At 69.3% G+C, this 23064-nt stretch carries 25 protein-coding genes and 4 pseudogenes; 14 read left to right on the forward strand and 15 right to left on the reverse strand.

Annotated elements, in window-relative coordinates; genetic code table 11:
• The first annotated feature begins 114 nt into the window (after positions 1-114).
• The 4 genes from IAG44_RS39515 (at position 115) to IAG44_RS39530 (ending at position 3337) form a co-directional block, all read left to right on the forward strand.
• A complete protein-coding gene (locus IAG44_RS39515; protein WP_187751840.1) occupies positions 115-1479 on the forward strand; it encodes an MBL fold metallo-hydrolase in 1365 nt (454 codons plus the stop codon).
• A gap of 39 nt (positions 1480-1518) precedes the next feature.
• Positions 1519-1884: a rhodanese-like domain-containing protein gene (locus IAG44_RS39520; RefSeq protein ID WP_187751841.1), complete on the forward strand. Its 366-nt coding sequence runs from the start codon at positions 1519-1521 to the stop codon at positions 1882-1884.
• Positions 1881-2624 carry a sulfite exporter TauE/SafE family protein gene (locus IAG44_RS39525; RefSeq protein ID WP_187751842.1) on the forward strand — a complete coding sequence of 248 codons (744 nt, stop codon included), beginning with the start codon at positions 1881-1883 and terminating at the stop codon, positions 2622-2624. Before IAG44_RS39520 ends, IAG44_RS39525 begins: the two co-directional genes overlap by 4 nt.
• A 137-nt stretch (positions 2625-2761) precedes the next feature.
• Entirely contained in the window at positions 2762-3337 is a 576-nt protein-coding gene (locus tag IAG44_RS39530) for a rhodanese-like domain-containing protein (protein ID WP_187751843.1), read from the forward strand.
• A gap of 41 nt (positions 3338-3378) precedes the next feature.
• Here the strand turns inward: IAG44_RS39530 and IAG44_RS39535 are convergent, their stop codons facing one another.
• Positions 3379-3660 (reverse strand): metal-sensitive transcriptional regulator, encoded by a 282-nt coding sequence (locus IAG44_RS39535; protein ID WP_187751844.1) that lies wholly within the window; start codon positions 3658-3660, stop codon positions 3379-3381.
• Between the two features lie 654 nt (positions 3661-4314).
• Between IAG44_RS39535 and IAG44_RS44865 the strand changes: the two are divergent.
• From IAG44_RS44865 to IAG44_RS39550, 4 genes and pseudogenes are all read left to right on the forward strand, one after another.
• A pseudogene (locus tag IAG44_RS44865) lies at positions 4315-4500 on the forward strand (cation:proton antiporter); the annotation flags it as partial.
• 112 nt (positions 4501-4612) lie between these two features.
• Positions 4613-4981: a hypothetical protein gene (locus tag IAG44_RS39545; RefSeq protein WP_187751845.1), complete on the forward strand. Its 369-nt coding sequence runs from the start codon at positions 4613-4615 to the stop codon at positions 4979-4981.
• Between the two features lie 370 nt (positions 4982-5351).
• A pseudogene (locus IAG44_RS44870) lies at positions 5352-5533 on the forward strand (hypothetical protein); the annotation flags it as partial.
• A gap of 285 nt (positions 5534-5818) precedes the next feature.
• Complete coding sequence (locus IAG44_RS39550) at positions 5819-6355, forward strand: MarR family winged helix-turn-helix transcriptional regulator (RefSeq protein WP_187751846.1); 537 nt, start codon at positions 5819-5821, stop codon at positions 6353-6355.
• A gap of 369 nt (positions 6356-6724) precedes the next feature.
• Here IAG44_RS39550 and IAG44_RS39555 read toward each other — a convergent pair whose 3' ends face one another.
• Positions 6725-8230, reverse strand: a complete 1506-nt coding sequence (locus IAG44_RS39555) for a SulP family inorganic anion transporter (protein ID WP_187751847.1) — start codon at positions 8228-8230, stop codon at positions 6725-6727.
• 404 nt (positions 8231-8634) lie between these two features.
• On the opposite strand from IAG44_RS39555, the gene IAG44_RS39560 reads away from it, so the two are divergent.
• Entirely contained in the window at positions 8635-9048 is a 414-nt protein-coding gene (locus IAG44_RS39560; protein ID WP_187751848.1) for a MerR family transcriptional regulator, read from the forward strand.
• 108 nt (positions 9049-9156) lie between these two features.
• On the opposite strand, the pseudogene IAG44_RS39565 reads toward IAG44_RS39560, so the two are convergent.
• Positions 9157-9379 (reverse strand): annotated as a pseudogene (locus IAG44_RS39565) (IS5/IS1182 family transposase); the annotation flags it as partial.
• Positions 9380-9693: 314 nt separating this feature from the next.
• Between IAG44_RS39565 and IAG44_RS39570 the strand changes: the two are divergent.
• The gene (locus IAG44_RS39570; protein ID WP_187751849.1) at positions 9694-11142 is read left to right on the forward strand and encodes a DUF1996 domain-containing protein; all 1449 of its coding nucleotides are present in this window, start codon (positions 9694-9696) and stop codon (positions 11140-11142) included.
• On the opposite strand, the gene IAG44_RS39575 is transcribed toward IAG44_RS39570, so the two are convergent.
• The 4 genes from IAG44_RS39575 to vanH all read right to left on the reverse strand — a co-directional run bounded on the left by IAG44_RS39575 (position 11117) and on the right by vanH (position 14428).
• Positions 11117-11386 (reverse strand): hypothetical protein, encoded by a 270-nt coding sequence (locus tag IAG44_RS39575; protein WP_187751850.1) that lies wholly within the window; start codon positions 11384-11386, stop codon positions 11117-11119. The genes IAG44_RS39570 and IAG44_RS39575 overlap by 26 nt on opposite strands.
• A 402-nt stretch (positions 11387-11788) precedes the next feature.
• Positions 11789-12397 carry a D-Ala-D-Ala dipeptidase VanX gene (gene vanX, locus IAG44_RS39580; protein ID WP_187751851.1) on the reverse strand — a complete coding sequence of 203 codons (609 nt, stop codon included), beginning with the start codon at positions 12395-12397 and terminating at the stop codon, positions 11789-11791.
• Entirely contained in the window at positions 12394-13434 is a 1041-nt protein-coding gene (vanA-Sc, locus tag IAG44_RS39585; RefSeq protein ID WP_187751852.1) for a D-alanine--(R)-lactate ligase VanA-Sc, read from the reverse strand. The genes vanX and vanA-Sc overlap by 4 nt, the downstream gene beginning before the upstream one ends.
• A complete protein-coding gene (vanH, locus tag IAG44_RS39590) occupies positions 13427-14428 on the reverse strand; it encodes a D-lactate dehydrogenase VanH (protein ID WP_187751853.1) in 1002 nt (333 codons plus the stop codon). The genes vanA-Sc and vanH overlap by 8 nt, the downstream gene beginning before the upstream one ends.
• 159 nt (positions 14429-14587) lie before the next feature.
• On the opposite strand from vanH, the gene IAG44_RS39595 reads away from it, so the two are divergent.
• Positions 14588-15931, forward strand: a complete 1344-nt coding sequence (locus IAG44_RS39595; RefSeq protein WP_187751854.1) for a UDP-N-acetylmuramoyl-tripeptide--D-alanyl-D-alanine ligase — start codon at positions 14588-14590, stop codon at positions 15929-15931.
• Between the two features lie 7 nt (positions 15932-15938).
• Here the strand turns inward: IAG44_RS39595 and IAG44_RS39600 are convergent, their stop codons facing one another.
• Complete coding sequence (locus IAG44_RS39600) at positions 15939-17081, reverse strand: lipid II:glycine glycyltransferase FemX (protein WP_281404325.1); 1143 nt, start codon at positions 17079-17081, stop codon at positions 15939-15941.
• 88 nt (positions 17082-17169) lie between these two features.
• Between IAG44_RS39600 and IAG44_RS39605 the strand changes: the two are divergent.
• A pseudogene (locus tag IAG44_RS39605) lies at positions 17170-17619 on the forward strand (response regulator transcription factor); the annotation flags it as partial.
• 26 nt (positions 17620-17645) lie between these two features.
• Positions 17646-18803: a sensor histidine kinase gene (locus tag IAG44_RS39610; protein ID WP_223006831.1), complete on the forward strand. Its 1158-nt coding sequence runs from the start codon at positions 17646-17648 to the stop codon at positions 18801-18803.
• 244 nt (positions 18804-19047) lie between these two features.
• On the opposite strand, the gene IAG44_RS39615 is transcribed toward IAG44_RS39610, so the two are convergent.
• The 6 genes from IAG44_RS39615 to IAG44_RS39640 all read right to left on the reverse strand — a co-directional run bounded on the left by IAG44_RS39615 (position 19048) and on the right by IAG44_RS39640 (position 22296).
• Positions 19048-19293, reverse strand: coding sequence for a hypothetical protein (locus tag IAG44_RS39615; RefSeq protein ID WP_187751855.1), 246 nt, complete (start codon positions 19291-19293; stop codon positions 19048-19050).
• Positions 19294-19439: 146 nt separating this feature from the next.
• On the reverse strand, positions 19440-19643 hold the full coding sequence (locus IAG44_RS39620) for a peptidase associated/transthyretin-like domain-containing protein (RefSeq protein ID WP_187751856.1): 204 nt from the start codon (positions 19641-19643) through the stop codon (positions 19440-19442).
• A gap of 153 nt (positions 19644-19796) precedes the next feature.
• Entirely contained in the window at positions 19797-20063 is a 267-nt protein-coding gene (locus IAG44_RS44610; RefSeq protein ID WP_343075761.1) for a hypothetical protein, read from the reverse strand.
• Between the two features lie 149 nt (positions 20064-20212).
• A complete protein-coding gene (locus tag IAG44_RS39630; protein WP_187751857.1) occupies positions 20213-20875 on the reverse strand; it encodes an NAD(P)-dependent oxidoreductase in 663 nt (220 codons plus the stop codon).
• 21 nt (positions 20876-20896) lie between these two features.
• Positions 20897-21541, reverse strand: coding sequence for an FMN-dependent NADH-azoreductase (locus IAG44_RS39635; RefSeq protein WP_187753074.1), 645 nt, complete (start codon positions 21539-21541; stop codon positions 20897-20899).
• A gap of 41 nt (positions 21542-21582) precedes the next feature.
• A complete protein-coding gene (locus IAG44_RS39640) occupies positions 21583-22296 on the reverse strand; it encodes a DsbA family oxidoreductase (RefSeq protein WP_187751858.1) in 714 nt (237 codons plus the stop codon).
• 98 nt (positions 22297-22394) lie between these two features.
• On the opposite strand from IAG44_RS39640, the gene IAG44_RS39645 reads away from it, so the two are divergent.
• A complete protein-coding gene (locus IAG44_RS39645) occupies positions 22395-22820 on the forward strand; it encodes a winged helix-turn-helix transcriptional regulator (protein ID WP_187751859.1) in 426 nt (141 codons plus the stop codon).
• Between the two features lie 102 nt (positions 22821-22922).
• On the opposite strand, the gene IAG44_RS44405 is transcribed toward IAG44_RS39645, so the two are convergent.
• Complete coding sequence (locus tag IAG44_RS44405) at positions 22923-23048, reverse strand: hypothetical protein (RefSeq protein ID WP_281404326.1); 126 nt, start codon at positions 23046-23048, stop codon at positions 22923-22925.
• Between the last annotated feature and the right edge of the window lie 16 nt (positions 23049-23064).

Here is a 23064-nt window from a genome sequence, read left to right on the forward strand (position 1 = left end):
GGGCGATGCCCTGAGGGGGGTGCTCCCCATCCCCGGAATACCCCCCCGGGTATTGCTGTTAGAGTGGGTGACCAATACCCCCGGGGGTACGTCGTCCGAGAGGATTCGTGAGCCGTGTTCTTCGTCGACACCATGGAGTTCGAGGGCCTGGGCAACCGCAGCTACCTGGCCGGCGGCCCCAGTGCCGCGGTGGTCATCGACCCGCCGCGCGACATCGACCAGGTGATCGCCACCGCCGCCAGGCGCGGGGTGCGCATCGCGTACGTGGCGGAGACTCACGTGCACAACGACTACGTCACCGGCGGCCTGGAGCTGGCCCGCGTCACCGGCGCCGCCTACCTGGTGCCGGCCGGGGCGCACGTGTCGTTCGCCCGCACCGCCGTCGCCGACGGCGACACCGTGGACGTGGACGAGGGCCTGGTCCTGCGCGCGATCGCCACCCCGGGGCACACCCCGCACCACACCTCCTATGCCCTGGCCGAGGACGGGCGGGGTGTGGCGGTGTTCACCGGCGGATCGCTGCTGGTCGGTACGGTGGGCCGCCCCGACCTGGTGGAGCCGCGGCTGACCGAGCGGCTGGCCCGCGCCCAGCATGCCTCCGCCCACCGGCTGGCCGACGAGCTGGACGACGAGGTGCCGGTGCTGCCCACCCACGGCTTCGGCAGCTTCTGCTCCTCCTCCCAGGCCGAGGGGGACGCGACCACGATCGGCGAGGAGCGCGAGACCAACGACGCGCTGACCCTGGACGTGGACACCTTCGTCGCCCGGATGCTCGCCGGACTGGAGGACGTGCCCGCCTACTACGCGCACATGGGACCGGCCAACGCCGCCGGCCCCGCGCCGGTCGACCTCACCCCGCCCCGGCGTGCGGACGCCGAGGAGATCACCTCCCGGCTGGCCGCGGGGGAGTGGGTGGTGGACCTGCGCAGCCGCATGGCCTTCGCCGAGGGGCACGTGGCCGGGTCGTTCAACTTCGAGGGCGAGGGCAAGCTCGCCACCTACCTGGCCTGGCTGATCCCGTGGGGCAAGCCCGTCACCCTGCTCGCCGACACCCCCGCGCAGATCGCCGACGCGCAGCGGGAACTCGCGAGGGTGGGCATCGACCGGCCGGCCGCCGCCACCACCGGTGATCCGGCCGCCTGGGTCCGTGACGGCGAGCAGCTCGCTTCGTTCCCGCGGGCCCGCTTCGCCGACCTCGCCCAGGTGCGTGAGCGCGGCGAGGAGGCGGTCGTCCTGGACGTGCGCCGGGACTCGGAACGCGCGGGCGGCCACCTCGACGGGTCCGTCCACATCCCGATCCACGAACTGCACGGCCGCATCGGCGAGGTGCCGGAGGGGACGGTGTGGGTGCACTGCGCGGGCGGGATGCGCGCGGCGATCGCCGCTTCCCTGCTGGACGCCGCCGGCCGTGACGTGGTCGCCGTCGACGACGGCTTCGACGCCGCGGCGAAGGCCGGGCTGTCGCTGACCTCCGGCTGAATTCCGGCCGTCCCCTCTCACCAGGTAAGGAAGCGTGTGATGTTCCCCTTTCGCCGGAACGGGCCCCGTGTCACGGTCGACGAGGCCCGCAGCCGTACCGGCGGCGACCGGCCTGACGCCGTCCTGCTGGACGTGCGTGAGAAGCCCGAATGGACCGCGGGCCACGCCCCGGGCGCCGTCCACGTACCGCTGACGAGACTGGTCGCCGGCGGCACCCTGCCCGCTGAAGCCGAGGGGCGCCCGCTGGTGGTGATCTGCCGCAGCGGTCACCGCTCCCGGCAGGCGGCGAAGATCCTCGCCGAACGCGGAGCGCGGGCGGTGGACGTCGAGGGCGGCATGAACGCGTGGGCCGCCGCAGGACATCCGGTCGTCGACGAACGCGGGAACAACGGCCGGATAGCGTGACCGTACTCGTTCTCGCCCTCATCGCCGGGGCCGTCATCGGTCTCGCCCTCGGAGCCCTCGGCGGCGGAGGCAGCGTCCTCGCCGTACCGGCGCTGATCTACCTGCTCGGCTTCACACCGGCCGCCGCCACCACCGCCGGCCTGATCATCGTCACCGCCACCTCCGCCACCGCCCTGTACGCCCACACCCGCGACGGGAACGTGGCATGGAGAACGGGGGCGCTGTTCGCCGCGGCGGGCATCGTCCCCGCCTTCCTCGCCGGGGCCGTCGCCGGGCGCCTGCCCGGACCGTTGCTGACAGCGGCGTTCGCCGTCATCGCCGCGCTGGCGGCCCTGCGCATGCTGCGTCCGTCCACGTCCGAGCCGCCGGACCGGATCCGTCCCGGCAAGGCGGCCGGCGCCGGTGCCGGACTCGGCGCCGTGACGGGCTTCCTGGGGGTCGGCGGGGGATTCCTCGCCGTGCCCGCCCTGGTGAGCGTCCTGGGACTGGCCATGCGCCGGGCGGTGGGCACCAGCCTGCTCGTCATCACGGTGAACTCACTCGCCGCGCTCACCGCCCGCACCGGCACCAGTGGCGGGCTCCACTGGGAGATCATCGGCCCCTTCACCGGATCCGCGATCCTCGGCGCCTGGGACGGCAAACGCCTCGCGACGAAGATCTCCGGCACCACCCTTCAGAAGATCTTCGCCGGCGTCCTGCTGGCAGTGGCGGCCTTCATGGTCGTCGACGTGATCGTCTGAACACGAGGGCCGCCGCCGGCTCGGACCAGGGACCAGGAGAGCTTCCCCCGCCCCACCGCGCATCTCGGGACCGCCTTCGGTCCGGCTCCCGTCAGATCAAGCTCAGCACACTCCGACACACAAGGACGACGTCTGCCATGACCACACCCACGGCCCTCGCCACCGACGAGGCGCGCACCCGCCTGCACGAACTGACCATCATCGACGTGCGCACCCCGGGCGAATACGCCGGCGGCCATCTCCCCGGCGCGCTCAACATCCCCCTCGACCAGATCCGGCGCGCGCTGCCCGACATCCGTCACGCCACCGGCCGCGGCGACGTCCTGGTCGTCTGCGCCTCGGGCGCCCGCTCCGCGAACGCCTGCAAGATCCTCGCGGAGAACGGCGTCACCGCCGCCACCCTGTCGGGAGGCACCGGCGCCTGGGCGGCCGACGGCCACGAGCTCCACCGCCCCCGGGGCGCCTCCCGTGCCACCTGGGCGATGGAGCGGCAGGTGAGGCTCACCGCAGGAGCGATCGTGCTGCTCGGCCTGGGGCTCGGGTTCGTCGTCCACCCCGCCTTCCAGCTCATCTCCGCCGGGATCGCGGGCGGTCTGGTCCTCTCCGCCCTGACCGACACCTGCGGCATGGCCGCCATGCTCGCCAAGCTCCCCCACAACCGCCCCCGCGCCGCCGACCTCGACAGCACGCTGGCCGCACTGCGCAACCGCTGAATCACACCACGAAGGGGAGGGACCCGGCTCCGGATCACAGCTCAGGCCAGAGAAAGGAACAGCTTCTCCAGCCGAGCACGCATCTGCTCCCGGTCGCCGGAAGCGGCCATGTCCGTATCGGTCAGGCAGTGCTGCAGCCCCGTGGCGATGATCGCGAAGCCGGCCTTGTCCAGAGCCCTGGACGCCGCGGCGAGCTGGGTGACGACGTCCTCGCAGTCCCGTCCCTCCTCGATCATCTTGATCACACCGGCGATCTGGCCCTGCGCCCGGCGCAGCCGGTTGACCACCGTCTTCAGTTCCTCGGCCGCCATCGTCAGTTCCACAACCCACGCTCCTTCGAGATACCCCCTTGGGTATCCTACCGAAGAGGTAACCTCGACCGGGCAGAGGAAAATCCCCGTCGCTCCATCACGGCGCCCCGGCTGAAGAAGGCGCTGCGGGTGCCCACTCCGGCCGACCGCAGTCCGGGCCGGCCGTGGCGGCTGGGCACCCCGCCGCCGACGCCGATCGGCCCGGACCCGCCGAGCGCGGACATCCGCATCGGGTACGCACGGTGCTCGATCCTCGGGCAGGAACTCGACTGCGGGCTCGACGCGCTCGGCGAGCACGGCGTCCCCCGCGGCAAAGTCTTCAGCGAGAGATCAGCAACCGGGCGCGGGTCCGTCCGAAGTCCGAGGAGGCACTGCGGGCGGCACGGGAGGTCAAGGTGCGCGCCCCGCGCTTTCTTCGCCGCGATGGCGGAGAACGGGCGGGAGAACATCCGCGAGTCGACGCTGGAAGGGCTCGACACCGCGGCCCGCAAGGGCAAGCACGGAGGCCGGTCACCGGTCATCACCGAGGACATGCTCCACACCGTGCTGCGGCGCCGGGCGAACGGGGAGTCGGTCGAGCAGATCCAGCCCGACCTGATCATCCCCACCGGCAAACGCAAGGACCAGAACCCACCCTGCGCCGGCATCTACCGGGCGCTGGCCGAACTGGCCAAGTTCGCGGCACTGCTCATCTCACTGCTCGGCACAACGGTCTCCCGCAAGGAGAAACTGGTCGCGGCCTGGCTCGGCCCGAAGGGATTCGCCTCGGTCGTCTACGGCCTGCTCGCCGTCTGCATCCGGCGGGAGACCGGAAGCGTTGTGGGGCACCACTCCGATTCCCCTCCCGCGCGCACCGGATGATGGCATACTGCAAATATGCGCCGCCGTTTCTCACCGGGCGGGGCTGGGGAGCCGGGAAGTCTGGTCGGCACAGGTGATCCGCCGACAGGAAGAAGAACCGGCCGTGCCCACCATCCAGGTCGCACTCCACCAGGCCATGCGGCTCGATGGAGCCCTCGGCGTCGCCGTCGTCGACTACGTCAGCCGTATGCCGCTGGGCTCCTTGAGCCACCGCAGAGATGTCGACATGACACTGCTCGCGCACGGCGGCACCGATCTCGTGCGCGCCCATCTCACGGCGCTCGACGCGATGGGCCACCGACCGGAAGACCTCGAAGACATTCTGATCACCCTGGGCGGCGAGTACCACCTGCTGCGCCCACTGAACCGCCGGGCCCACGAAGGGCTCTTCATCCTGCTGGTCCTGGACCGCCAGCGGGCCGAACCGGACGCCGCTCGCCGAGAGTTGCGCTGGATCGAGCGACTTCTGTGAGAAACGGGGGCGGCGCGTCCTGGGCGAAGGCATCGGGTTACGGGCGGCGGCGCCGTCCGAGGCGGGCGGGGCGAGCAGCGGGGAGACTGGTTCGGACACGCCCGCGCGGGCACGTGCCTCAACGGCGGCCGACTCCTGTCCGCCGGAACGAGGCGGTTCCGCCGCACCTCGCCGCGTTCTGCCCGCGAGCGGGAAAAGACGGGGCCCGGCCGAAGTCCTGCGACACAGCTGCCAAGTGCCCTTTACCCGGCGAAGGGTTGACGGAAGAGTCTCGTGCCGGGGGAACCTTTGCGTAATCTAAAGCTCGGCAAGGGGTGCAGGGGGCAGGGCGGGTCGACGTCCCGATGCCGTGCCACCGGGGGAGGACGTCATGACCGCGCGGGAGAAGGATTCCGGCTCCCGGATCTGCACTGGATGCCCGTGGCGGTGATGGCAGCGGTCGCGGTCATCGACGTCTCGGCCGGACCCGGGGGTGGGCTTCCTGCCGTTGGTGTCACTCGGGCCGGCGTTCGCGGACTCGTCGGGGGCCGGCGGCGCACCGCGCTCATCGGCGGTGGCGGAGGCGCGGATCGGCCGTCCTGGCCGAGCTCGGCTCCCCCGGTGAGGTGGTCTTCCTGAACTACGGTCATCCCGCCCCGATGATCGTGTGCCGCGACGGCGGCGTCGAGTTTCCCGAGCCGCCTTCCTGCGCGCTGCCGTTGGGGCTCGTGCTGCACGCCATGGGGCCGCCGCACGATGACGCGGCCGTGCTTCTGCTGCGCCATCACGGTCATGACATGGGAAAGTCTGTTCCCCATGGGCGAGTGGGCAGGTACTTCGGCGCGGTAAAAAGGTGCCATGCCGCACTACGAGACCCCCGAGGGGGCCATGGACGATGTCGACGAGGTCACCCGCGCGGTGATCACCGCGTCCCGCCTGCTGGTGGCGGTCTCCGCGCGCTCGCTCGCGGCGGTCGAGGAACGTGTCACCCTGCCGCAGTTCCGCATGCTGGTCGTGCTCTCGACGAGAGGGACCACCAAGCTGGTCACCCTCGCGGAACTCCTGCAGGTGGCGCCTTCGACAGCGATGCGCATGGTGGACCGGCTCATCGCGGCCGGCCTCGCCGACCGGAAGCCCAACCCCGACAACCGTCGCGAGACCGTGCTGCGCCTCACCGAAGAAGGGCAGCGCACGGTCGACGAGGTCACCTCCCGGCGCCGCGCCGAGGTCGCCACGATCGTGGCCCGGCTCCGTCCGACCCAGCGGCTGGCACTCGTCGAAGCCCTCGACGCTTTCAACCAGGCCGGCGGGGAACCGCCCGCTCCCCACTCGGACGACGCGGGGCCGCACCCGCTGGGCTGGGCGGCGGACCCCTCGGCGAACGCCCACGTCTGAACCAGCCCCTTCGGACCGGCTCAGGTGTGCTGCCCGGACCGGTTCACCACCACCGAGCGGACGACGGCCTCGAAGTGGCTCCCCGCGAGCCGGGCGGAGGACTGAACGGCCGCTGCAGACAGGCTGATCGCCGATTCGGGAACATCAGGCGTTGGTAAGCCTTTCCGGCGTTCGGGCGACCTCGGCGGGGTGGGACGCCGCCGTTGTCGGAAAGGTGAGCAGCCGCGTGCCGTGCCGCCTCCACAGCACCACGCAGGTGGCGAACGAGGCAACGGCCGGCCCGTACATTCCGGCCCGGGCGAGCACCGCCAGCGCCCCTCCGTATCCGGACGCGGCCTGCCCCTCAACCTTTCGCCGTTCGGGTCTGTGTCAATGGCTGCCGGAGAGTTCGCCGGTGAGCTTGCCGTGGAGGTCGGCGCTGGGGTCGTTCAGGCCGATGATCTCGACGGTCTTGCCGCGCTGCCTGTACTTGGTCTCGATGGCGTCGAGGGCGGCGACGGAGGAGGCGTCCCAGATGTGGGCGGCGGACAGGTCGACGATGACCTTGTCGGCGTCGGCGGCGTAGTCGAACTGGCCGACGAGGTCGTTGGAGGAGGCGAAGAACAGCTCGCCGGTCACGGTGTACAGGACGCTCGTGCCGCCAGGGGCGACGAGCCGGGTGACCTCGGCGAGATGGGCGACGCGCTTGGCGAAGATGACCATGGCGGTGACGGAGCCGACGACGACGCCGATGGCGAGGTTGTGGGTGGCGACGACCGCGGCGACGGTGAGGACCATGACGCCGATCTCACCGGCGGGCATCCGCCGAAGCGTCTTGGGCGCGATGGAGTGCCAGTCGAAGGTCGCGAACGACACCATGACCATGACGGCGACGAGGGCGGCCATGGGGATGTCGGAGACGACCGGGCCGAAGGCGATGCAGAGGACCATCAAAAGCGCGCCGGCGAGGAAGGTGGAGAGGCGGGTGCGGGCGCCGGAGACCTTCACGTTGATCATGGTCTGGCCGATCATGGCGCAGCCGCCCATGCCGCCGAAGAAGCCGGTGACGATGTTGGCGATGCCCTGGCCGATGGACTCGCGGGTCTTGTTGGAGTGGGTGTCGGTGATGTCGTCGACGAGCTTGGCGGTCATCAGCGACTCCATGAGGCCGACCAGCGCCATCGCGAAGGCGTAGGGGGCGATCGTCGTCAGGGTGTCGAGGGTGAAGGGCACGTCCGGCAGGCCGGGCACCGGCAGGGAGGAGGGCAGTGCGCCCTTGTCGCCGACGGTGGGCACGGCGATCCCGGCGGCGACGGTGATGGTGGTCAGGATGACGATGGAGACGAGCGGGGCGGGGATCACGGTGGTGATCTTCGGGAAGAACACCATCAGCGCCAGGCCGCCGATGATCAGCGGGTACACCGGCCACGGGACGTCGCGCATCTCGGGGACCTGGGCCATGAAGATCAGGATCGCGAGCGCGTTGACGAAGCCGACCATCACGCTGCGCGGGATGAACCGCATCAGCTTCGCCACACCGGCCGCGCCCAGGATCACCTGGAAGACGCCGGCGAGGATGACGGCGGCGACCAGGTGGCCGAAGCCGTACTCCCGGTTGAGCGGCGCGATCACCAGGGCCACGGCGCCGGTCGCGGCGGAGATCATCGCCCGTCGGCCGCCGACGATCGAGATGACGACGGCCATGGTGAAGGAGGCGAACAGGCCGATCGCGGGGTCGACACCGGCGATGATCGAGAACGAGATCGCCTCGGGAATCAGCGCCAGGGCGACGACCAGGCCCGCGAGGATCTCGGTGCGCCAGACCTTCGGGTTGTTCAGCCAGTCCGGCTTCAGGCCGCGCAGCCGCGCGGAGGGAGTCACAGCAGCAGAAGACAAAGGAGACGCGTACCTGTCGTGCTCGGGCACCCCCCTACGGCGGGCCGGGGCGTGCGGGAAGGACATGCGGGGAACCGGGCCGGCACCCCACGGGCGGCGGGCGGCGGAGTGGGGCCGGAAGTCGTGGAAGACAGACGCGAGACGGTGGCGTCCGCAGGCGCCCTGCGGCTCACGCCGGAGGGCGAAGGATCACGGCGGGCAGGCGGCGGCGATCGGCGTCAAGGACTCGCGCACGCTCTCTCCTGCAAGGATCGGATCTTCGCCGGAGGCGCCATCGGCCCCGGAAACGGCAGCAGCGGGGCAGCCGGGCCACCCTCACCTTTAACCCTACCCTAACGTTAGGGTAGGGATCGGTGGGGTTCCCGGACGCACCCCGCCACGAGGAGAAAGGCCAGGAATCAGGCGTGGACGGCAAGCACATGCAGATCGGCGAGGTCGCCGCGCGGACCGAGCTGTCTCTGCGCACCATCCGGCACTACGAGGAGACCGGCCTGGTCATCCCCTCCGCCCGCTCCCAGGGCGGCTTCCGTCTCTACACCGAGACCGACGTCGCCCGCCTCATGGTCATCCGCCGCATGAAACCGCTCGGCTTCACCCTGGACCAGATGCGCGACCTCCTGGACGCCACCGACCGCCTCGACGTCGGCGTCGAACTCGACGCCGACGAGCGCGATGCCCTGCTGGAGCGCGTACGGACCTACCAGCAGGCCGCCGCCGAGCAGGTGGAGAAGCTGCGCGTCCAGCTGTCCAGGGCTGAGGACTTCGCCGGCACCCTGGACGCTCGTCTGGAGCAGAACGCCGCGTCCGCCCGCGCATGACCAGGGCAAGGAAGCGGGGAGGCAGGCCAAGCACACCATGGTGCACGTTCCTTCGCCTGAGCCGACGAAATCACAGCCGAGCCAGTAGGGCGCTCATCGGAGGGCCGACAGTTCGCTCTGTGCGTGTTCCCGGCGGTGCGGGATGTCTGGCCGGTGCCCCGGTAGCCGCCGTTTGCGATCACGGCGGTGTGCCGACCGATCGCTCGGCTCCGGACAGTTCCCACGCCTTGCCGTCGTTGCGGTTGCCGTACAACGGCCGGCCGATCACGACGACGCGCCGGGTGTCGGCGTCGATGACGACCTGGTGGCTGGTGGAGCAGCGGTAGTTCTCATAGCTCATCGGTGAGCCTGAGTGCGTGAGCGCAAGGGCTGCCGAGCGAGGTGGAAGCCTGCCCCCCTTCCGGGAAGGGGCCCGATGCCTCCGCGGGGCTCTGCCTCGGGGTGCCCAGTCAACACACCGCGTGCCCGCTCACGGACATGTTTCGAGTCCTTACGGAGGTGTGACGCGGCATCGAAGTCACTCCCGTCACGCCGATCCCGCCCATCACACTGGCCAGGGCCGGTCGTCGGCGCACCTGGGACCGGACGAGTCGTCACGGTTCAAGCCGGTCCCCTTCTTTCCCCTCGGAACCACGGAGAAGTCCCATGCGACACAACACGCACAAACAATCGCGAAGGACGCGGCAGGCCATCGCAGCCACGGCCGGTCTGGCGGTGGCGGCGGGCGGGCTGGTCGCGTTCAACGTGTACGCCTCCGCCCACGAGAGCGGCGCTGCCGCGACGAAGCCCGCCCAGGTCCTGGCCGCCGGAGCGGCCAGCACGATCAGCTGTCCGGACGTCGGGGCCAGGCTTACCTCGGTCCCCGACCAGGCCAGGGCGCAGGTGGACAGGGAACTCGCGCTGCTCGACCAGCAGGTGTCCGAGGCGTACCAGCGGCTGCGGAGTTCGGCCAGGGCGATCCAGCAGGACAGCGACTTCGCCGACAACGCGATCATGGGCCCGTTGAAGGACAAGCGGTTCGCGGCCATCGACCGGATCGCGATCGCCATCGGCAGGTCGGGCACCAGGCCCCAGGGGCTTGAGGCCCTGGCCGCCTGCACGCTGCGGGTGGTCGGCAGCGGGCCCGGTCAGGGGCAGGGCAACGGTGCCGGACAGGGGGGTGACGCCGGGCAACGGGGCAACGGCCCGGTGGCGTCCGACTTCGTGGACATCACCGCCGTCCGGCCGAACGTGCGGAATCCGCCTCGGCTGCGTGGTGCTTCCCGGGGTCTCTTCACGACCCGTTGCGGCGTCAACAAGAACAAGCTGTACAACTCCGACAACATCATCGTCGCTCCGGGTGTGGCCAACGGCGCGCACCACACACACGACTACGTCGGCAACCAGGACAACGACGCGTTCACCACCAATGAGGAGTTCGCCGCCGCCGCGACCAGCTGCCGCAACCAGGGCGACAAGTCCACGTACTACTGGCCGGTGCTGCGCCTGCAGGACGGCACGCGGGAGTTCGACGCACAGCGGCTCGGCGGCGGTGCCGAGGGCAACACCGGACGGATCCTGACCGCCTCGGAGGTCACGCTGAACTTCGTCGGCAACCCGCGCGGCAAGGTCGTGGCGATGCCGAAGTTCCTGCGGATCATCACCGGTGACGCCAAGGCGTTCACCAACGGCACGGCCAACGCCAACGCCTCCTGGAGCTGCACGGGCTTCGAGAACCGCCAGCTGACGGACAAGTACCCGGTGTGCCCGCGCGGCAGCAGCCTGGTCCGCACGTCCAGGTTCCAGAGCTGCTGGGACGGACGCAGCGTCGACAGCGCCAACCACCGCGCGCACGTCGCGTTCGCCGACCCCCGGACCGGTGCCTGCCCGGCCGGCTTCAAGGCCGTCCCGCAACTGGTCCAGCGCCTGGTCTACGACGTCGCCCCGCCGAGCCTCGGCGACAACGGGAAGTCCAGCCCCTTCTACGCGGTGGACGGATTCCCCGAGCAGATGCACAAGCCGATCACGGACCACGGTGACTTCATCAACGTCTTCGACGAGCGTCTGATGCGACGGATGGTGAAGTGCATCAACACCGGCCAGAAGTGCCAGTGACACGCTGAGCCGGGCAGACACTGTGCTCCCGGCTGGGGCGGGGGCCGTTGGCCAGCTCGGCGAGCTGGCGGACCGGGGTGTTCCTGAAGGCGGTACGGATCTCGGCGATCACCGGGAAGATCTGGCCCTGGGGGACGCGCATGATGTCGGCGGACGTGTTGTCGAACTGCCGTCCGGACTCGGAGGGCGGCGTCGTCACGAACTGCTGCTGTGGGGCGGGCTGGTTGGGCAGGGGGATGTTCATCTCGGGCGTCGAACCTTTCTTCGGGCGGGCCGCAAGGAGTGTTGGCGATGATCCGAAAAGTCGGGTCGGCCCAGCACTGCCGGATGGGTCGGCCCCGGTGAGCGAGACGGGAAGGTACACGCTCCTGGCCGCACGCCGCCGCGCCATCGTCACCCCGTGAAGGTCTCGCGCCTTGAGCCCGTTCCGGCAGGCCGCGCTGGTGCCGCGCCGGTTCCGCCACGGCACCTGCATCCACTGCCCGGCCCGCGACACGGGCATCGCGCAGGCCACGGCCCACCGCCTGCGCACCCGCACGCCCCACGTGATCCTGGACGGCACTCCGATCAACTGCGACCGGCTCCGCCGGCACCACTCCACGGGGCAACGACCGGTGGTACTCCGGCAAAGGCCACCGCTTCGCCACTACGTGATGGGGAAATCGAAGTAGGTGTCCGGATAAGGTTCGCCGTTCAGTGTGTAGTGCCACCACTCGCACTCGTACGAGCTGAAACCGCAGCCTTCCATGAGGGAGCGCAGGTGTTCCCGGTTTCGCGCTTCGACTTGCCCGATCCCCGTTGTTCCATGATGGGAGAGGGAATCCATCAGGTCGTGACCACCACCCATGGAGGCGAGTTCGCCGGTATCCAGGTGATACAGCGTCATGTCCACGGTGCTGCCCCGACTGTGGCCCGACGTGGTGGCCACGTATCCCCTCTCGAACATGTCGGATCTGTCGATGTTCGGATAGTGCCGTGGCTTCGTTCGGCCGTCCTCCGGCTGTCGCGACCAGCGCACGAAGCAGTTCACGGCGCGTTGCGGGCGGTAGCCGTCCCAGAGCAGCAGACCGAAGCCGATGGACCGGGCCTTTTCCCGCGCCTTCTCCAGAGCCGCGCACAACGCCTTCGTGCCGACGATGCGATTCGCCAGGTAGCCGTCCACCGGCTTGCCGGTGAAATTGTCCCAGGTGGCGTACTTGGCGTCCCAGCTTATTCCGGGGACGAGCTCGTCCACGAAGGCGAAGTCCTCGTTCATCGGAGCTTCCCCGTCAGTGCCAGCGACACCAGCCGGTCGATCACTTCGGCGAGCGGCAGATCCGCGGCCGCCATCATCCTCGGATAACGGCTGTACGAGGTCATACCGGGAAAAGTATTGACCTCGTTGAGGACCACTTCGCCGTCCTCCTTGAGGAACATGTCCACTCGCGCCAGTCCCCGGCATCCCAGCGCGCGGTAGACGGCCTTCGCCTTCTCCTGGACGAGCGCTCGCGACTCTTTTGGAATGTCGGCGGGAACGATGGCCACGGAGTTGTCGGATCCGGTCTCGGGCCGGTCCTCCTGGTGGATCCTGAAGAAGCCGTGGGAGAGTGCGATGCGGTCCACCTGTCCCGCGATCAGTTCCAGCTCGTTCCCGAGGATGGCGCATCCGATCTCACTGCCGGCGACGGCCTCTTCGATCAGCACCTTGGAGTCGTACTGCCGGGCGGTTTCCACCGCACCGAGCAGTTCTTCCTTCCGGGAAACCTTGCTGACGCCGAAGGACGACCCCGAACGGGCCGGCTTCACGAAGACGGGATAGGTGATCCGGTCGGGATCGATGTTCTTGTCCGCCGTGACGGTCCAGAAATTCGGCGTGGCGATTCCCGCGCTTTTGGCGACGAGGTAGGCGAGGGACTTGTCCATGCACAGCGCGGAACTCTGGATGTCGCAGCCGACGTAGGGGATGCCGGAGAGCTCAAGGAGACCCTGTATCGCGCCGTCCTCGCCGAGCTTGCCGTGCAGCACCGGCAGCACGACATCCAGGGCGATCGTCTCGTACCGCCCCTGGTCCAGGACGAGCAGTCCGCGGACGCTCCGGTCCGGTGACAGCACGGCCGGGCGGCAGTCGCCCTTCTTCCAGTCCGCGTCAGGCCCGTCGCAGAGCCTCCAGTCACCGCCCTGCGTGATCCCGATGTAGAACGGCTCGTACTTCTCGACGTCGAGATTCCGCGCTACCTCGCGCGCGGACTTGACGGAGACAGGGTGCTCCTCGGAGCAGCCGCCGAAGATGATCCCGACCTTCAGCCTAGCCATGCTGATTCCTTCTTTCGAATGTCAGGCAGTTGGTGATGGAGTTTTCGACCGTGTCGCTCAGGGCGTGGTCCGTGTAATACGCGGTGTGCGGAGTGATGAGCACGTTCGGCATCTCCTGCAGTCGCAGCAACGCTTTGCTTTCGATGCGCCTGTTGCGGCAGTCGGCGTAGAAGATGCCTTCTTCTCCTTCGATCACATCCAGCGCCGCACCGCCCAATCGGCCGTTTTCCAGCGCCGAGACGAGGGCCCCGGTGTCGATGAGGGAACCGCGTCCGGTGTTGATGATGAAAGCGCCGAGTTTCATCTGCTCGATCCGTCGACGGTCAAGGAGATGATGCGTATCCGTGGTGAGCGGCGCGTGGAGCGTCACGATGTCGCTCAGCCGCAGCAACTCATCGAGAGAAACGTAGTCGGCAGCCGTCTTGGGGCGACGGTCGCAGGCAAGTATGCGACCGCCGAAACCCCGCAGCCTTTCCACGACCGCCGTGCCGATGCGTCCTGTTCCGACGACCCCGATGGTCAGATCGCGCAGTTCTTTTCCGCGCACCTCGTTCAGCCGGTAGTCGTGGCGGTCCGAGCGGCGCACAGTGACTTTCACGTTCCGTACCGCCATCAGCATCAGCATCAGTGTGTAGTCGGCCACACTGTCGGGTGAGTAAGCGACATTTTCGACGGATATTCCGACGCCGGCCGCGTATTCCACATCGATGTGGTTGCGGCCGATGCTCCGTGTGGAGATGTACGTGACGCCGGCTCGGCTGAGGGCGAGAAGCGCGGGATTGGTGATCCGGGTCTTATGACCTACGCTGATGCACCGATTTCCGGAGGCCAGTCCGGTATTGGCTTCGGATACCGCCGAATCCGTGATGGTGACTTTTACGCCGAAGCGGGGTGCCATCTCCCGGAACAGAGTGGCCTCGTCCTGCCCGCATCCGTAGACAGTGATACCCGTTGCCGGGCCAGCCGCCTTTCGGGCTGGTTCGCTGTAGGTCATGCCGACAGTCAAGGTGACGGGATGTCGCAGGAGCGTATGCGGTTTTCGATACGCCGACGATATGCGACAGGCCGGTAGCGTCGAGCACATGGCTATGTCGATCGTCCATCAGATTCCGCTTTTCCCGCACCCGTTCTCCGAGACCCGCGAGGTCTCGGCATGATCCCGCTCAGCCTCGGTGAGATCGCCGCGGTCGTCGACGGGACGATCTCGGGCGACGGCTCCGTGACGGTGACCGCGCCGGCCGTGCTCGACGGACGGCAGGCCGGACAGGGCGGCCTCTTCGTCGCCTTCGCCGGCGAGCACGTCGACGGCCACGACTACGCCGAGCAGGCAGGCCGGGCCGGCGCCGTGGCCGTGCTCGGCTCCCGGCCCACGCCGCTGCCCACCGTCGTCGTCGAGGACGCCCAGGCCGCACTTCAGGCGCTCGCCGCCCACGTCGTGGGCCGGCTGCGCGACAGGCTGACCGTGGTCGGGCTGACCGGTTCGCAGGGCAAGACCAGTACCAAGGACCTGCTGGCGGCCGTGTTGTCGAGCACAGGGCCGACGATCGCCACGGCCGGCTCGTTCAACAACGAGCTCGGTGTGCCGCTCACCATGCTGCGCGCCGACGAGGCCACCCGGTTCCTCGTACTCGAGATGGGAGCCCGCCACGTCGGCGACATCGCCGAACTCACCGGCCTGGTCGCGCCCGACATCGCCGTCGTCCTCAACGTCGGCCAGGCTCACCTCGGCGAGTTCGGCTCACGAGCGGCCATCGCCGAGACCAAGGGCGAACTGGTGCGGGGGCTGGCGCCCGGCGGCACCGCCGTACTCAACGCCGACGATCCCCGGGTGGTCGCGATGCGCTCGCTCACCGACGGTCCGGTGGTGACCTTCGGCCGGGCGTTCCACGCCGACGTGCGGGTGCACGGCCTGACTCTGGACCGGCTCGGCCGGCCGTCCTTCACACTGCGGACCGCCGACGCCTCGGCTCCCGTCGCACTGCCGCACGTGGGCGCCCACCAGGCGCTCAACGCGTCGGCCGCCGCGGCCGCGGGGCTGGCGGCCGGCGTACCCCTCGACACGGCCGCGGCGACGCAGGCCACCGCCTCGCTGTCGAGGTGGCGCATGGAGCCGCGCCACCTCGCCGGCGGCGCGACGCTGCTCAACGACTCCTACAACGCCAACCCCGACTCGACCCGCGCCGCCCTGGACGCGCTGGCCGCGATCGAGGGCGGGCGCCGCATCGCCGTCCTCGGCGAGATGCTCGAGCTCGGCGACGACAGCGAGGCCGAGCACCGCGCCGTCGGGGAGTACGCCGCCTCCCGGGCCGACGTGGTGGTCACGGTCGGCGAGGCCGCCCGGTCGGTCGCCGACGGTGCGGGGGAGCAGGCGGTGGTGGTGACCGGCAACGACGCGGCCGTCGACTGGCTGCGCGATCACCTGGCGGCCGGCGATGTGGTGCTCGTCAAGGCATCCCGCGGGGCGCGCCTCGACGAAGTGGCCGCCGCGCTCGCGTAGTTCGGGTTCATCGCCCGTGTCGCTTCATGTAGAGGTCGAAGGCCCGGTAGACCATCGGCCGCAGCGGCAGGTCCCATTCGCCGACGTACCGCACCGCCTGACCGCCGGTGCCGGCCTTGAACTGGATCAGCCCGACGTGCGGGTCGTCGGAGTCGAGGGTGGGGGTGATGCCGCGCAGGTCATAGACGTCGCAGCCAGCCGCCAGCGAGTCTCGGATCATCGCCCACTGGCAGGCGTTGGAGCCGCGCACCTCGCGCTTCTCGGTGGAGGAGGCACCGTAGGCGTACACCGCGTGGGCGCCGACGCGGACCAGGACGGCGGCGGCGACCAGGTCGCCCCGGTGGCGGGCCAGGTAGAGCCTGATCCGCTCAGGGGCCTCGGCATTCAGTGCCGCGAACATCGTCTCGAAGTAGCGCAGCGGCCGGGGCGTGAAGCGGTCGCGTTCGGCGGTGTGGACGTACAGGTCGTGGAACGCCTTCAGGTCCTCACCGACCGTGACCTCGACGCCCTCCTTGGCCGCCTTCTTGATGTTGCGGCGCCATTGCTGGTTCATGCCCCTGAGCAGGTCGTCCTCGGTCTTGCCGACCAGCGGAATCTCGTACTTGAACTGCGGATGCCCCACCCCGAAGCCGTCCTCGGGGCTCTGCGGCAGCCAGCCGGCGTCCTTGAGCCGGCCGGCCACGCGGGCGCCGACCGGGTCGGCCCGCCCGCTCGGCAGATCGGTGAGCCGCCTGATGCCCGGGTCGGCGATGCCCTCCTTGACCTGGGCGGCGCTCCAGGCGTCCGTGCACACCGGCGGGCCGAGCCGGATCGCGAACGCGCCGTGCTCCTTGAGACGGGCCGCCAGCGGGTCGAGCCACGCGTCGGTCTCGCCGGTCCAGTCGATGACCGGGCCCTCGGGCAGATAGGCCAGCGTGAAGCGGTCGAGCCGCGGCACCGGGCGGTGCAGAACGAGTCCGGCACCGACCAGCTGCCCGCCGTCGAACCAGCCGAAAGACTCGCTGCGCCACTCGGTTTTGACGCGGCCCCAAGCGGGAGTCTGCAGGAAGCTGACCGACCGCTGTGCCCGCACGAACGCCAAGTGCTCGGCGGCGCTGATCGGCGCGACGGTCGGCCTCAAGCCGGTTCGTGCCGGTTCGCTGGAGAACATGCCCTCCAGTCAAGGCGGCGCGGTGTTGCCGGCATGTATGCGTTTTTCGATAAGCCGACGATATGGGTCGGCTCGTAGCCTTGACGACATGCGCGTGTTGGTTGTCGAGGACGAGCCGTATCCGGCAGAGGCCATCCGCGACGGCCTGCGCCTGGAAGCGATCGCGGCCGACATCGCCGGTGACGGCGACACCGCTCTGGAAAGGCTGAGCATCAACACCTACGACATCGCCGTCCTCGACCGCGACATCCCCGGCCCCTCCGGCGACGAGATCGCCAAACGCATCGTCGCCTCCGCCGGCGGCATGCGGCTCAGGGTGCTCGACCGCAGGCGTGCGCACGCCAGGCCCCCCGTGCGGGAGATCGCGGGCCTGCGGCTGGATCCGTTCCGCCGCGAGGTCCACCGCGACGGACGCTACGTCGCGCTCACGCGGAAACAGTTCGCCGTGCTCGACGTCCTCGTCGCCGCGGAAGGCGGTGTCGTCAGCGCCGAAGAGCTGCTGGAGCGGGCATGGGACGAGAACGCCGACCCGTTCACCCGTCGCCGGGCACGGGGGTGGTGACCGTGGATAGGCGGCCCGGCTTGAGCGTCCGTCTCAAGCTCACCCTCAGCTACGCCGGATTCCTCATGCTCGCGGGTGCCTTGCTGCTCACCGCCATCGGAGTATTTCTCCTGCGACAGGGGTGGCTGCTCACCACCCCGGAGGGGGCATGGAGACAGACTCCGGGCGTCGACTTCGTGCGCGGTTTCGCCCCCATGGCAGCCGCGGTAATGGTGTTCCTCCTGGTGTTCGGCCTGCTGGGAGGATGGATCCTCGCCGGACGCATGCTCGCCCCCCTGGACCGCATCACCCACGCCACCCGTACGGCCGCAGCCGGATCGCTGTCCCACCGGATCCAACTGCGGGGCCGCAAGGACGAGTTCCGCGAACTCGCCGACGCCTTCGACACGATGCTCGCGCAGCTCGAAGCACACGTCGCCGAACAGCGGAGATTCGCAGCCAACGCCTCTCACGAGCTGCGCACCCCGCTGTCGGTCTCGAAGTCACTGCTCGACGTGGCCCGCGCCGACCCGAACCGCGCCACCGACCCACTCATCGACCGCCTCCACGCCGTCAACACCCGAGCCATCGACCTCACGGAAGCACTGCTCCTGCTCAGCCGCGCCGACCAGCGGTCCTTCACCCGCGAACACGTCGACCTGTCCCTCGTGGCGGAAGAAGCCACCGAAACGCTCCTCCCCCTCGCGGAAAAGCGTGGCGTCACCCTCGAGACCTTCGGCGACATCGCCCTCACGAGCGGATCGCCGGCGCTCCTGCTGCAGCTGACCATGAACCTCGTGCAGAACGCGATCGTCCACAACCTGCCTGAACAGGGCACCGTGTGGGTGAATACCAGCGTCCACCCCAAGACGGTGGTGCTCACTGTCGAGAACACCGGCGATCGGCTCTCCCCGCAGCTGGTCTCGACGCTCACCGAGCCGTTCCAGCGCGGCACCGAGCGCGTACACACCGACCAGGCGGGCGTCGGCCTCGGGCTGGCCATCGTCAAGACCATCACCCACGCACACGACGGAACACTCACCATCACCCCGCGCTCCGCCGGCGGGCTCCGCATCACCGTGGAACTGCCCACAGCGTCGCCGCACCATGGCAGCGGTGCGCCGCGACGACCGTGGCCGGCGCCCGGACCTGAGCGACGCAGGACATCCCCTCACGATTAACACAACGCCGCGGCGAGAACGTCCTGGACGCCTCAGCCGGATCGAAAAGCGCATACGCCACCGCGGCATCCCTCCGTATTCAGGACGCCTGATGGATGGGGCCCTCACTGACGGACAACCGCTTCCCGCTTCCGCTCTACCGCTCCGCGATGATCTCCGCCGGGTCTTCGCAGTTGAGCCTGGTTGAGGGGTAGCTCGTCGGGCGGCGTGGCGGAGGGGTGGAAGGCGTCAGGGCCCCGGAGGATCAGCGGCGACCAAGCTGCTTTTCCTGAAGGACCCTGACGGTTGACGCACGCGTGCCGTCGCCGTCTGCTCGGTGGTGTCCGCGGGCCGGTGAACTGTTCGGTGTCGAGGGCGCCACGTCCTCGACGTGACCACCCGCGACGAAGGCACGATCGTGCTCGATGTTGAGTCCGACGCCAATCTTGTCGGCTGCCCCGACTGCGGGGTGGTCGCGGTCGGCCACGGTCGTCGGGTCCAGGTCCTGCACGACGCGCCGTGCTTCGGCCGCCGGTGCGGGTCGAGCACCTCACCGAGTGTCTCCTTGCTCTGTTGCACGGTGCAACCTTGACCGAAAGGAGGGCACGGCGGCCCCCCTTTTTTTTTCCGGCTGGTTCCGGTCAATGCGGAATGTTCTTACGAGGTGACGACTGCCAGCGTGAACGCCGCAATGAAGCCGATTTCCGGATTTCCCTCTGACACCGGCCGCACGTCCGGGACGAGGTCCTGGCCGTTGTCGCTCTGATAGAGGTGGTCTTCGTCGTTCGCAAGGCGTTCGAGGGTGATGTGCCCGTCGTAGGGCGGCAGCGTCCCGACGATGTCGTTGACATCGTCGGGCATATGCAGCTGTCCGACGTACACCTCCCGGTCATCGACGTAATTCCACGCCCCCGCTCTCGTCGGTGTACTGACTGCCGCGCAAGAACCGCGACTCATCGGACGGCTCGATGTGGCTCAGCGCCTCCGATCCGGGGAAGGTATCGGGGTCATGGCTCAGGTAGCCGGAGTAGTAGCCGAACGCAAGGTCAGCGGAACGCCCTTCCGGTCCTCGGTGATGTCGCTCCGGAGCAGGCTCTGGTCGAACGAGAGATGGTAAGGGCCTTCGGTCGTCTTGGGCGTGGCCCCGGCAGGCCAGTCATCCGGGAGGACCGGCGAGACGGTGCTGGTCAATTCCTGGAGCGCGGGGTCCTCGAGGAGTGCCAGGACTTTGGCATTCTGCATTTCGGCGGTTATTACCGACGGTTTCGCACGATCGTTCATTGATACCTCCTTTGCTTTATCCGCTGACGGTGAGCCAGATGTACGGCCAACAGGGAACGAGGCAGGGGGAATTTTTGCGGTTATAGCGCGCACGTCGGCTCCGGTCGCGGTGCCGTACGGGCCAGCGGGTTTTCACCGAGGTGGTTGGGTCAGCCCTTGGCGTTCCACACCAACGGCGCCTTGCGAATCCAGGTGGCCTGCTCGATGGCGTCGAGAAGGAAGCCGGCGAGGTCGGCGCGGTTGATCCAGGAGCCGGGCTTGTCGCTGCCGGCATCGCCGGCCCGCAGCGGACCGCGGGCCGGTTTGTCGGTGAGGGCGACAGCCCGAACGAGCGTCCAGTCGGTGTCGGAAGCCCGCACGACCTGGTCGACGCCATGGTGGTCGGTGAAGCTGGCCTTGATGTTGGACAGATTGACGACGGCCTTGGCCAGGGGACTCATCCGGGCCCAGTCGTCTCCCGCGCCCTGCGTGGAGACGAGGACGATCCGGCGGATGTCCTGCTCGCCCATCGCGGTGAGGGTGTTGCGGGTGGCGTTGGTCATGAACATCGGCGGGCTGACGGGCTTGGCCCAGGGATTGTCCGAGGCCCGGGAGTTGTTCAGCGCGCTGATCACGGCCTCCGCGCCCTGAGCGGCCTTGCGGAGGTCGTCGATGCTGGTTGGGGTGCCCTGGAGGAGTTCGACCTCAGCCGGGGCCTGAACAGTGTCGGGGTTGCGCACCAGTGCACGAACCCGGTGACCGCGTGCGGCCGCCTGCGCGAGCACATGCGTCCCGGTGCGCCCACTGCCGCCGAGGACAAGCAGATCAGTCATGAGATTTCACCTATGGAGAAGTCAGGCAGCGGACGGAGTGCTGATGGTCGTGGCAAGACGGCGGACCTGGTCGTGGGCGTCGGCCAGGGATGCCTCGTGCAGCGGGATGAGCGAGGCCAGCGCCGGGGAGTGGGGCGCCATGGTCAGGTCGGCTGTCACCGCGGTCACGTCCAGGCCGAGGAGGTTGGGGTTGCCCAGGACCGCTTCCAGCGCGGGCACCACGTAGTCCAGGCCGTGATTGGGTGTGCCGGGCCCGTAGCCGCCGCCTCGGGCGGAGATCAGCACGGCCGGCCGTCCCTCGGCGGGAGAGGGACCGGCGTGGTTCAGGGTGCGGCCGTCGACGATGATCTGGTCCAGCCACGCCTTGAACACCGAGGGCATCGAGAGGTTGTACATCGGCACCGTGAACAGGTAGGCGTCGGCGTCGAGGAACTCCGCGATCAGCTCGTCCTGGAGTGCAGCCGCCTTCGCCTGCTCAGGGGTGTGCTGGGCCGGGTCGGTGATGCGGGCCGTGATGCCCGCGTCGCTCAGGTGGGGCACCGGCGAGACGGCGAGGTCGCGGTGGACGACCGGGCCCTGCCACTGGTCGCGGAAGGACTGGGCGACCTGGCGGGAGACGGAGGCTTCACCGAGCGAGGACGAGTCGATGTGCAGCAGATACGACAAGGTGGTGGTGCCTTTCAATGAGACGGGGGAATGGTGAGGGGTCAGGGACGGACCGGGACGGCGCAGCCGTCGGGGCCGCAGCCCGGGGCGTCGCCCGCGGGCGTGAGGGTGATGGGGTGGGATTCGTCCCAGGCCGTTTGCAGCAGGTCGAGCAGGGTGTCGCTGTCCTGCGCGCCGGGGACGCCGTAGCGGCCGTCGACGACGATGAACGGGGCGCCGGTGGCGCCCAGGCGCTGAGCGCCGCGGGCGTCGTCCTTCACCTGGGTGCGGTAGCGGCGGTCGGTGAGGACCTGGCGCGTCAGGTCGCGGTCGAGGCCCAGCTCGTCGGAGAGGTGGAGCAGGTCCTCCAGGGCGAAGACGGGCTCGGCCTTGCCGAAGTAGGTCCGGAAGATCGTGTCCCAGGCTTCGCGGTTCTTGCCCTCGGCGGAGGCGTGGGCCAGGAACTCGTGGGCCAGCTCGGTGTTGCCGACGACGTTGTCCAGCACCCGGTAGGGGCTCAGGCCCTCGGCGCCGGCGAGCGTCTCGATGTGCCGGGTCGCCGCCTCGGCCTGCGTGCCGCTGATGCCGTGCTTGCTCAGCAGGGCCTCGCGGACGGTGACCGTGCGGTCGGGGGGCAAGCCGCCATCCAGCGGGAAGGAGTGGTGGACCACGTCCACCTGGTCGCTGTGCTCGAAGCGCTCCACGGCCCGGTCCACACGGTGGCTGCCAAGCCCGCACCAGGGGCAGGTGACTTCGGCCCAGATCTGTACCTGCATAGCCCCGACCTCCAATTCCTCTTATTTGTTCGTAACGCCATGATGCGCCAGTATGGAAGGCGGTACAAAAGGCACATCGGTGTGCGTGACAGAGAGGAATGGGCGCCATGCAGGACAGCGCGGAGATCGGGATGGCGGCGGCGGTCGGGCCGTGCGCGAGCATCCCCGCCGATCACATGGCCTTCATCCGCCAGGTCCTCGACAGCGTGGGGGACAAGTGGAGCATGTTGATCATCGCCGTCCTGGAGGTCGGTCCGATGCGTTACACCGACTTGCAGCGCCAGATCCCGGGCATCTCCCAGCGGATGCTGACCCACACCCTGCGCCAGCTCACCGAGGACGGCCTGATCAGCCGCACCGCCTACGCCGAGGTGCCGCCGCGCGTCGAGTACGCCCTCACCCCGCTAGGCGGCGGTCTGAACGAGATCGTCAAGCAGCTGATCGGCTGGGCGGCCGACCACCATGACGAGATCCGCGCCAGCCGCTCCCGCCCGGGCGCCGCAGCTTCCCCGTCACGGTCCTGAACCGCGGCGCCCACCGCCTGGGCCGACTCGGCGTCAGCAGGCCGTGGCCGACGGGGCCACGCTCCAGCCGTTGCCACCGACGGCATCCGCAGGAGGAGGCCTTCAGGTGTGCCAGGTCTGCTTGATGCCGGGCTCGTCCTCGACCTCCGTCTCCCACGCGGTCTCGTCGAACCGCTGGGCATCGGTCGGGCAATACCACTGCTCCGGGCCGCTGTTGGCGCTGCTCACGGGTCCTCTCCCTCGG

Origin of the sequence: Streptomyces roseirectus (assembly GCF_014489635.1) — a bacterium.
Taxonomy (GTDB): domain Bacteria; phylum Actinomycetota; class Actinomycetes; order Streptomycetales; family Streptomycetaceae; genus Streptomyces; species Streptomyces roseirectus.

Coding starts and splice junctions, on each gene's coding strand:
- IAG44_RS39645 (WP_187751859.1), top strand. CDS start 22,395: ATGGGCGCCATGCAGGACAGCGCGGAGATCGGGATGGCGGCGGCGGTC.
- vanX (WP_187751851.1), bottom strand. CDS start 12,397: ATGAACGAGGACTTCGCCTTCGTGGACGAGCTCGTCCCCGGAATAAGC.
- IAG44_RS39600 (WP_281404325.1), bottom strand. CDS start 17,081: ATGTTCTCCAGCGAACCGGCACGAACCGGCTTGAGGCCGACCGTCGCG.
- IAG44_RS39530 (WP_187751843.1), top strand. CDS start 2,762: ATGACCACACCCACGGCCCTCGCCACCGACGAGGCGCGCACCCGCCTG.
- IAG44_RS39620 (WP_187751856.1), bottom strand. CDS start 19,643: ATGCCCGACGATGTCAACGACATCGTCGGGACGCTGCCGCCCTACGAC.
- IAG44_RS39595 (WP_187751854.1), top strand. CDS start 14,588: ATGATCCCGCTCAGCCTCGGTGAGATCGCCGCGGTCGTCGACGGGACG.
- vanA-Sc (WP_187751852.1), bottom strand. CDS start 13,434: ATGGCTAGGCTGAAGGTCGGGATCATCTTCGGCGGCTGCTCCGAGGAG.
- IAG44_RS39630 (WP_187751857.1), bottom strand. CDS start 20,875: ATGACTGATCTGCTTGTCCTCGGCGGCAGTGGGCGCACCGGGACGCAT.
- IAG44_RS39575 (WP_187751850.1), bottom strand. CDS start 11,386: ATGAACATCCCCCTGCCCAACCAGCCCGCCCCACAGCAGCAGTTCGTG.
- IAG44_RS39520 (WP_187751841.1), top strand. CDS start 1,519: ATGTTCCCCTTTCGCCGGAACGGGCCCCGTGTCACGGTCGACGAGGCC.
- IAG44_RS39570 (WP_187751849.1), top strand. CDS start 9,694: ATGCGACACAACACGCACAAACAATCGCGAAGGACGCGGCAGGCCATC.
- IAG44_RS44610 (WP_343075761.1), bottom strand. CDS start 20,063: ATGAACGATCGTGCGAAACCGTCGGTAATAACCGCCGAAATGCAGAAT.
- vanH (WP_187751853.1), bottom strand. CDS start 14,428: ATGACCTACAGCGAACCAGCCCGAAAGGCGGCTGGCCCGGCAACGGGT.
- IAG44_RS39640 (WP_187751858.1), bottom strand. CDS start 22,296: ATGCAGGTACAGATCTGGGCCGAAGTCACCTGCCCCTGGTGCGGGCTT.
- IAG44_RS39550 (WP_187751846.1), top strand. CDS start 5,819: ATGCCGCACTACGAGACCCCCGAGGGGGCCATGGACGATGTCGACGAG.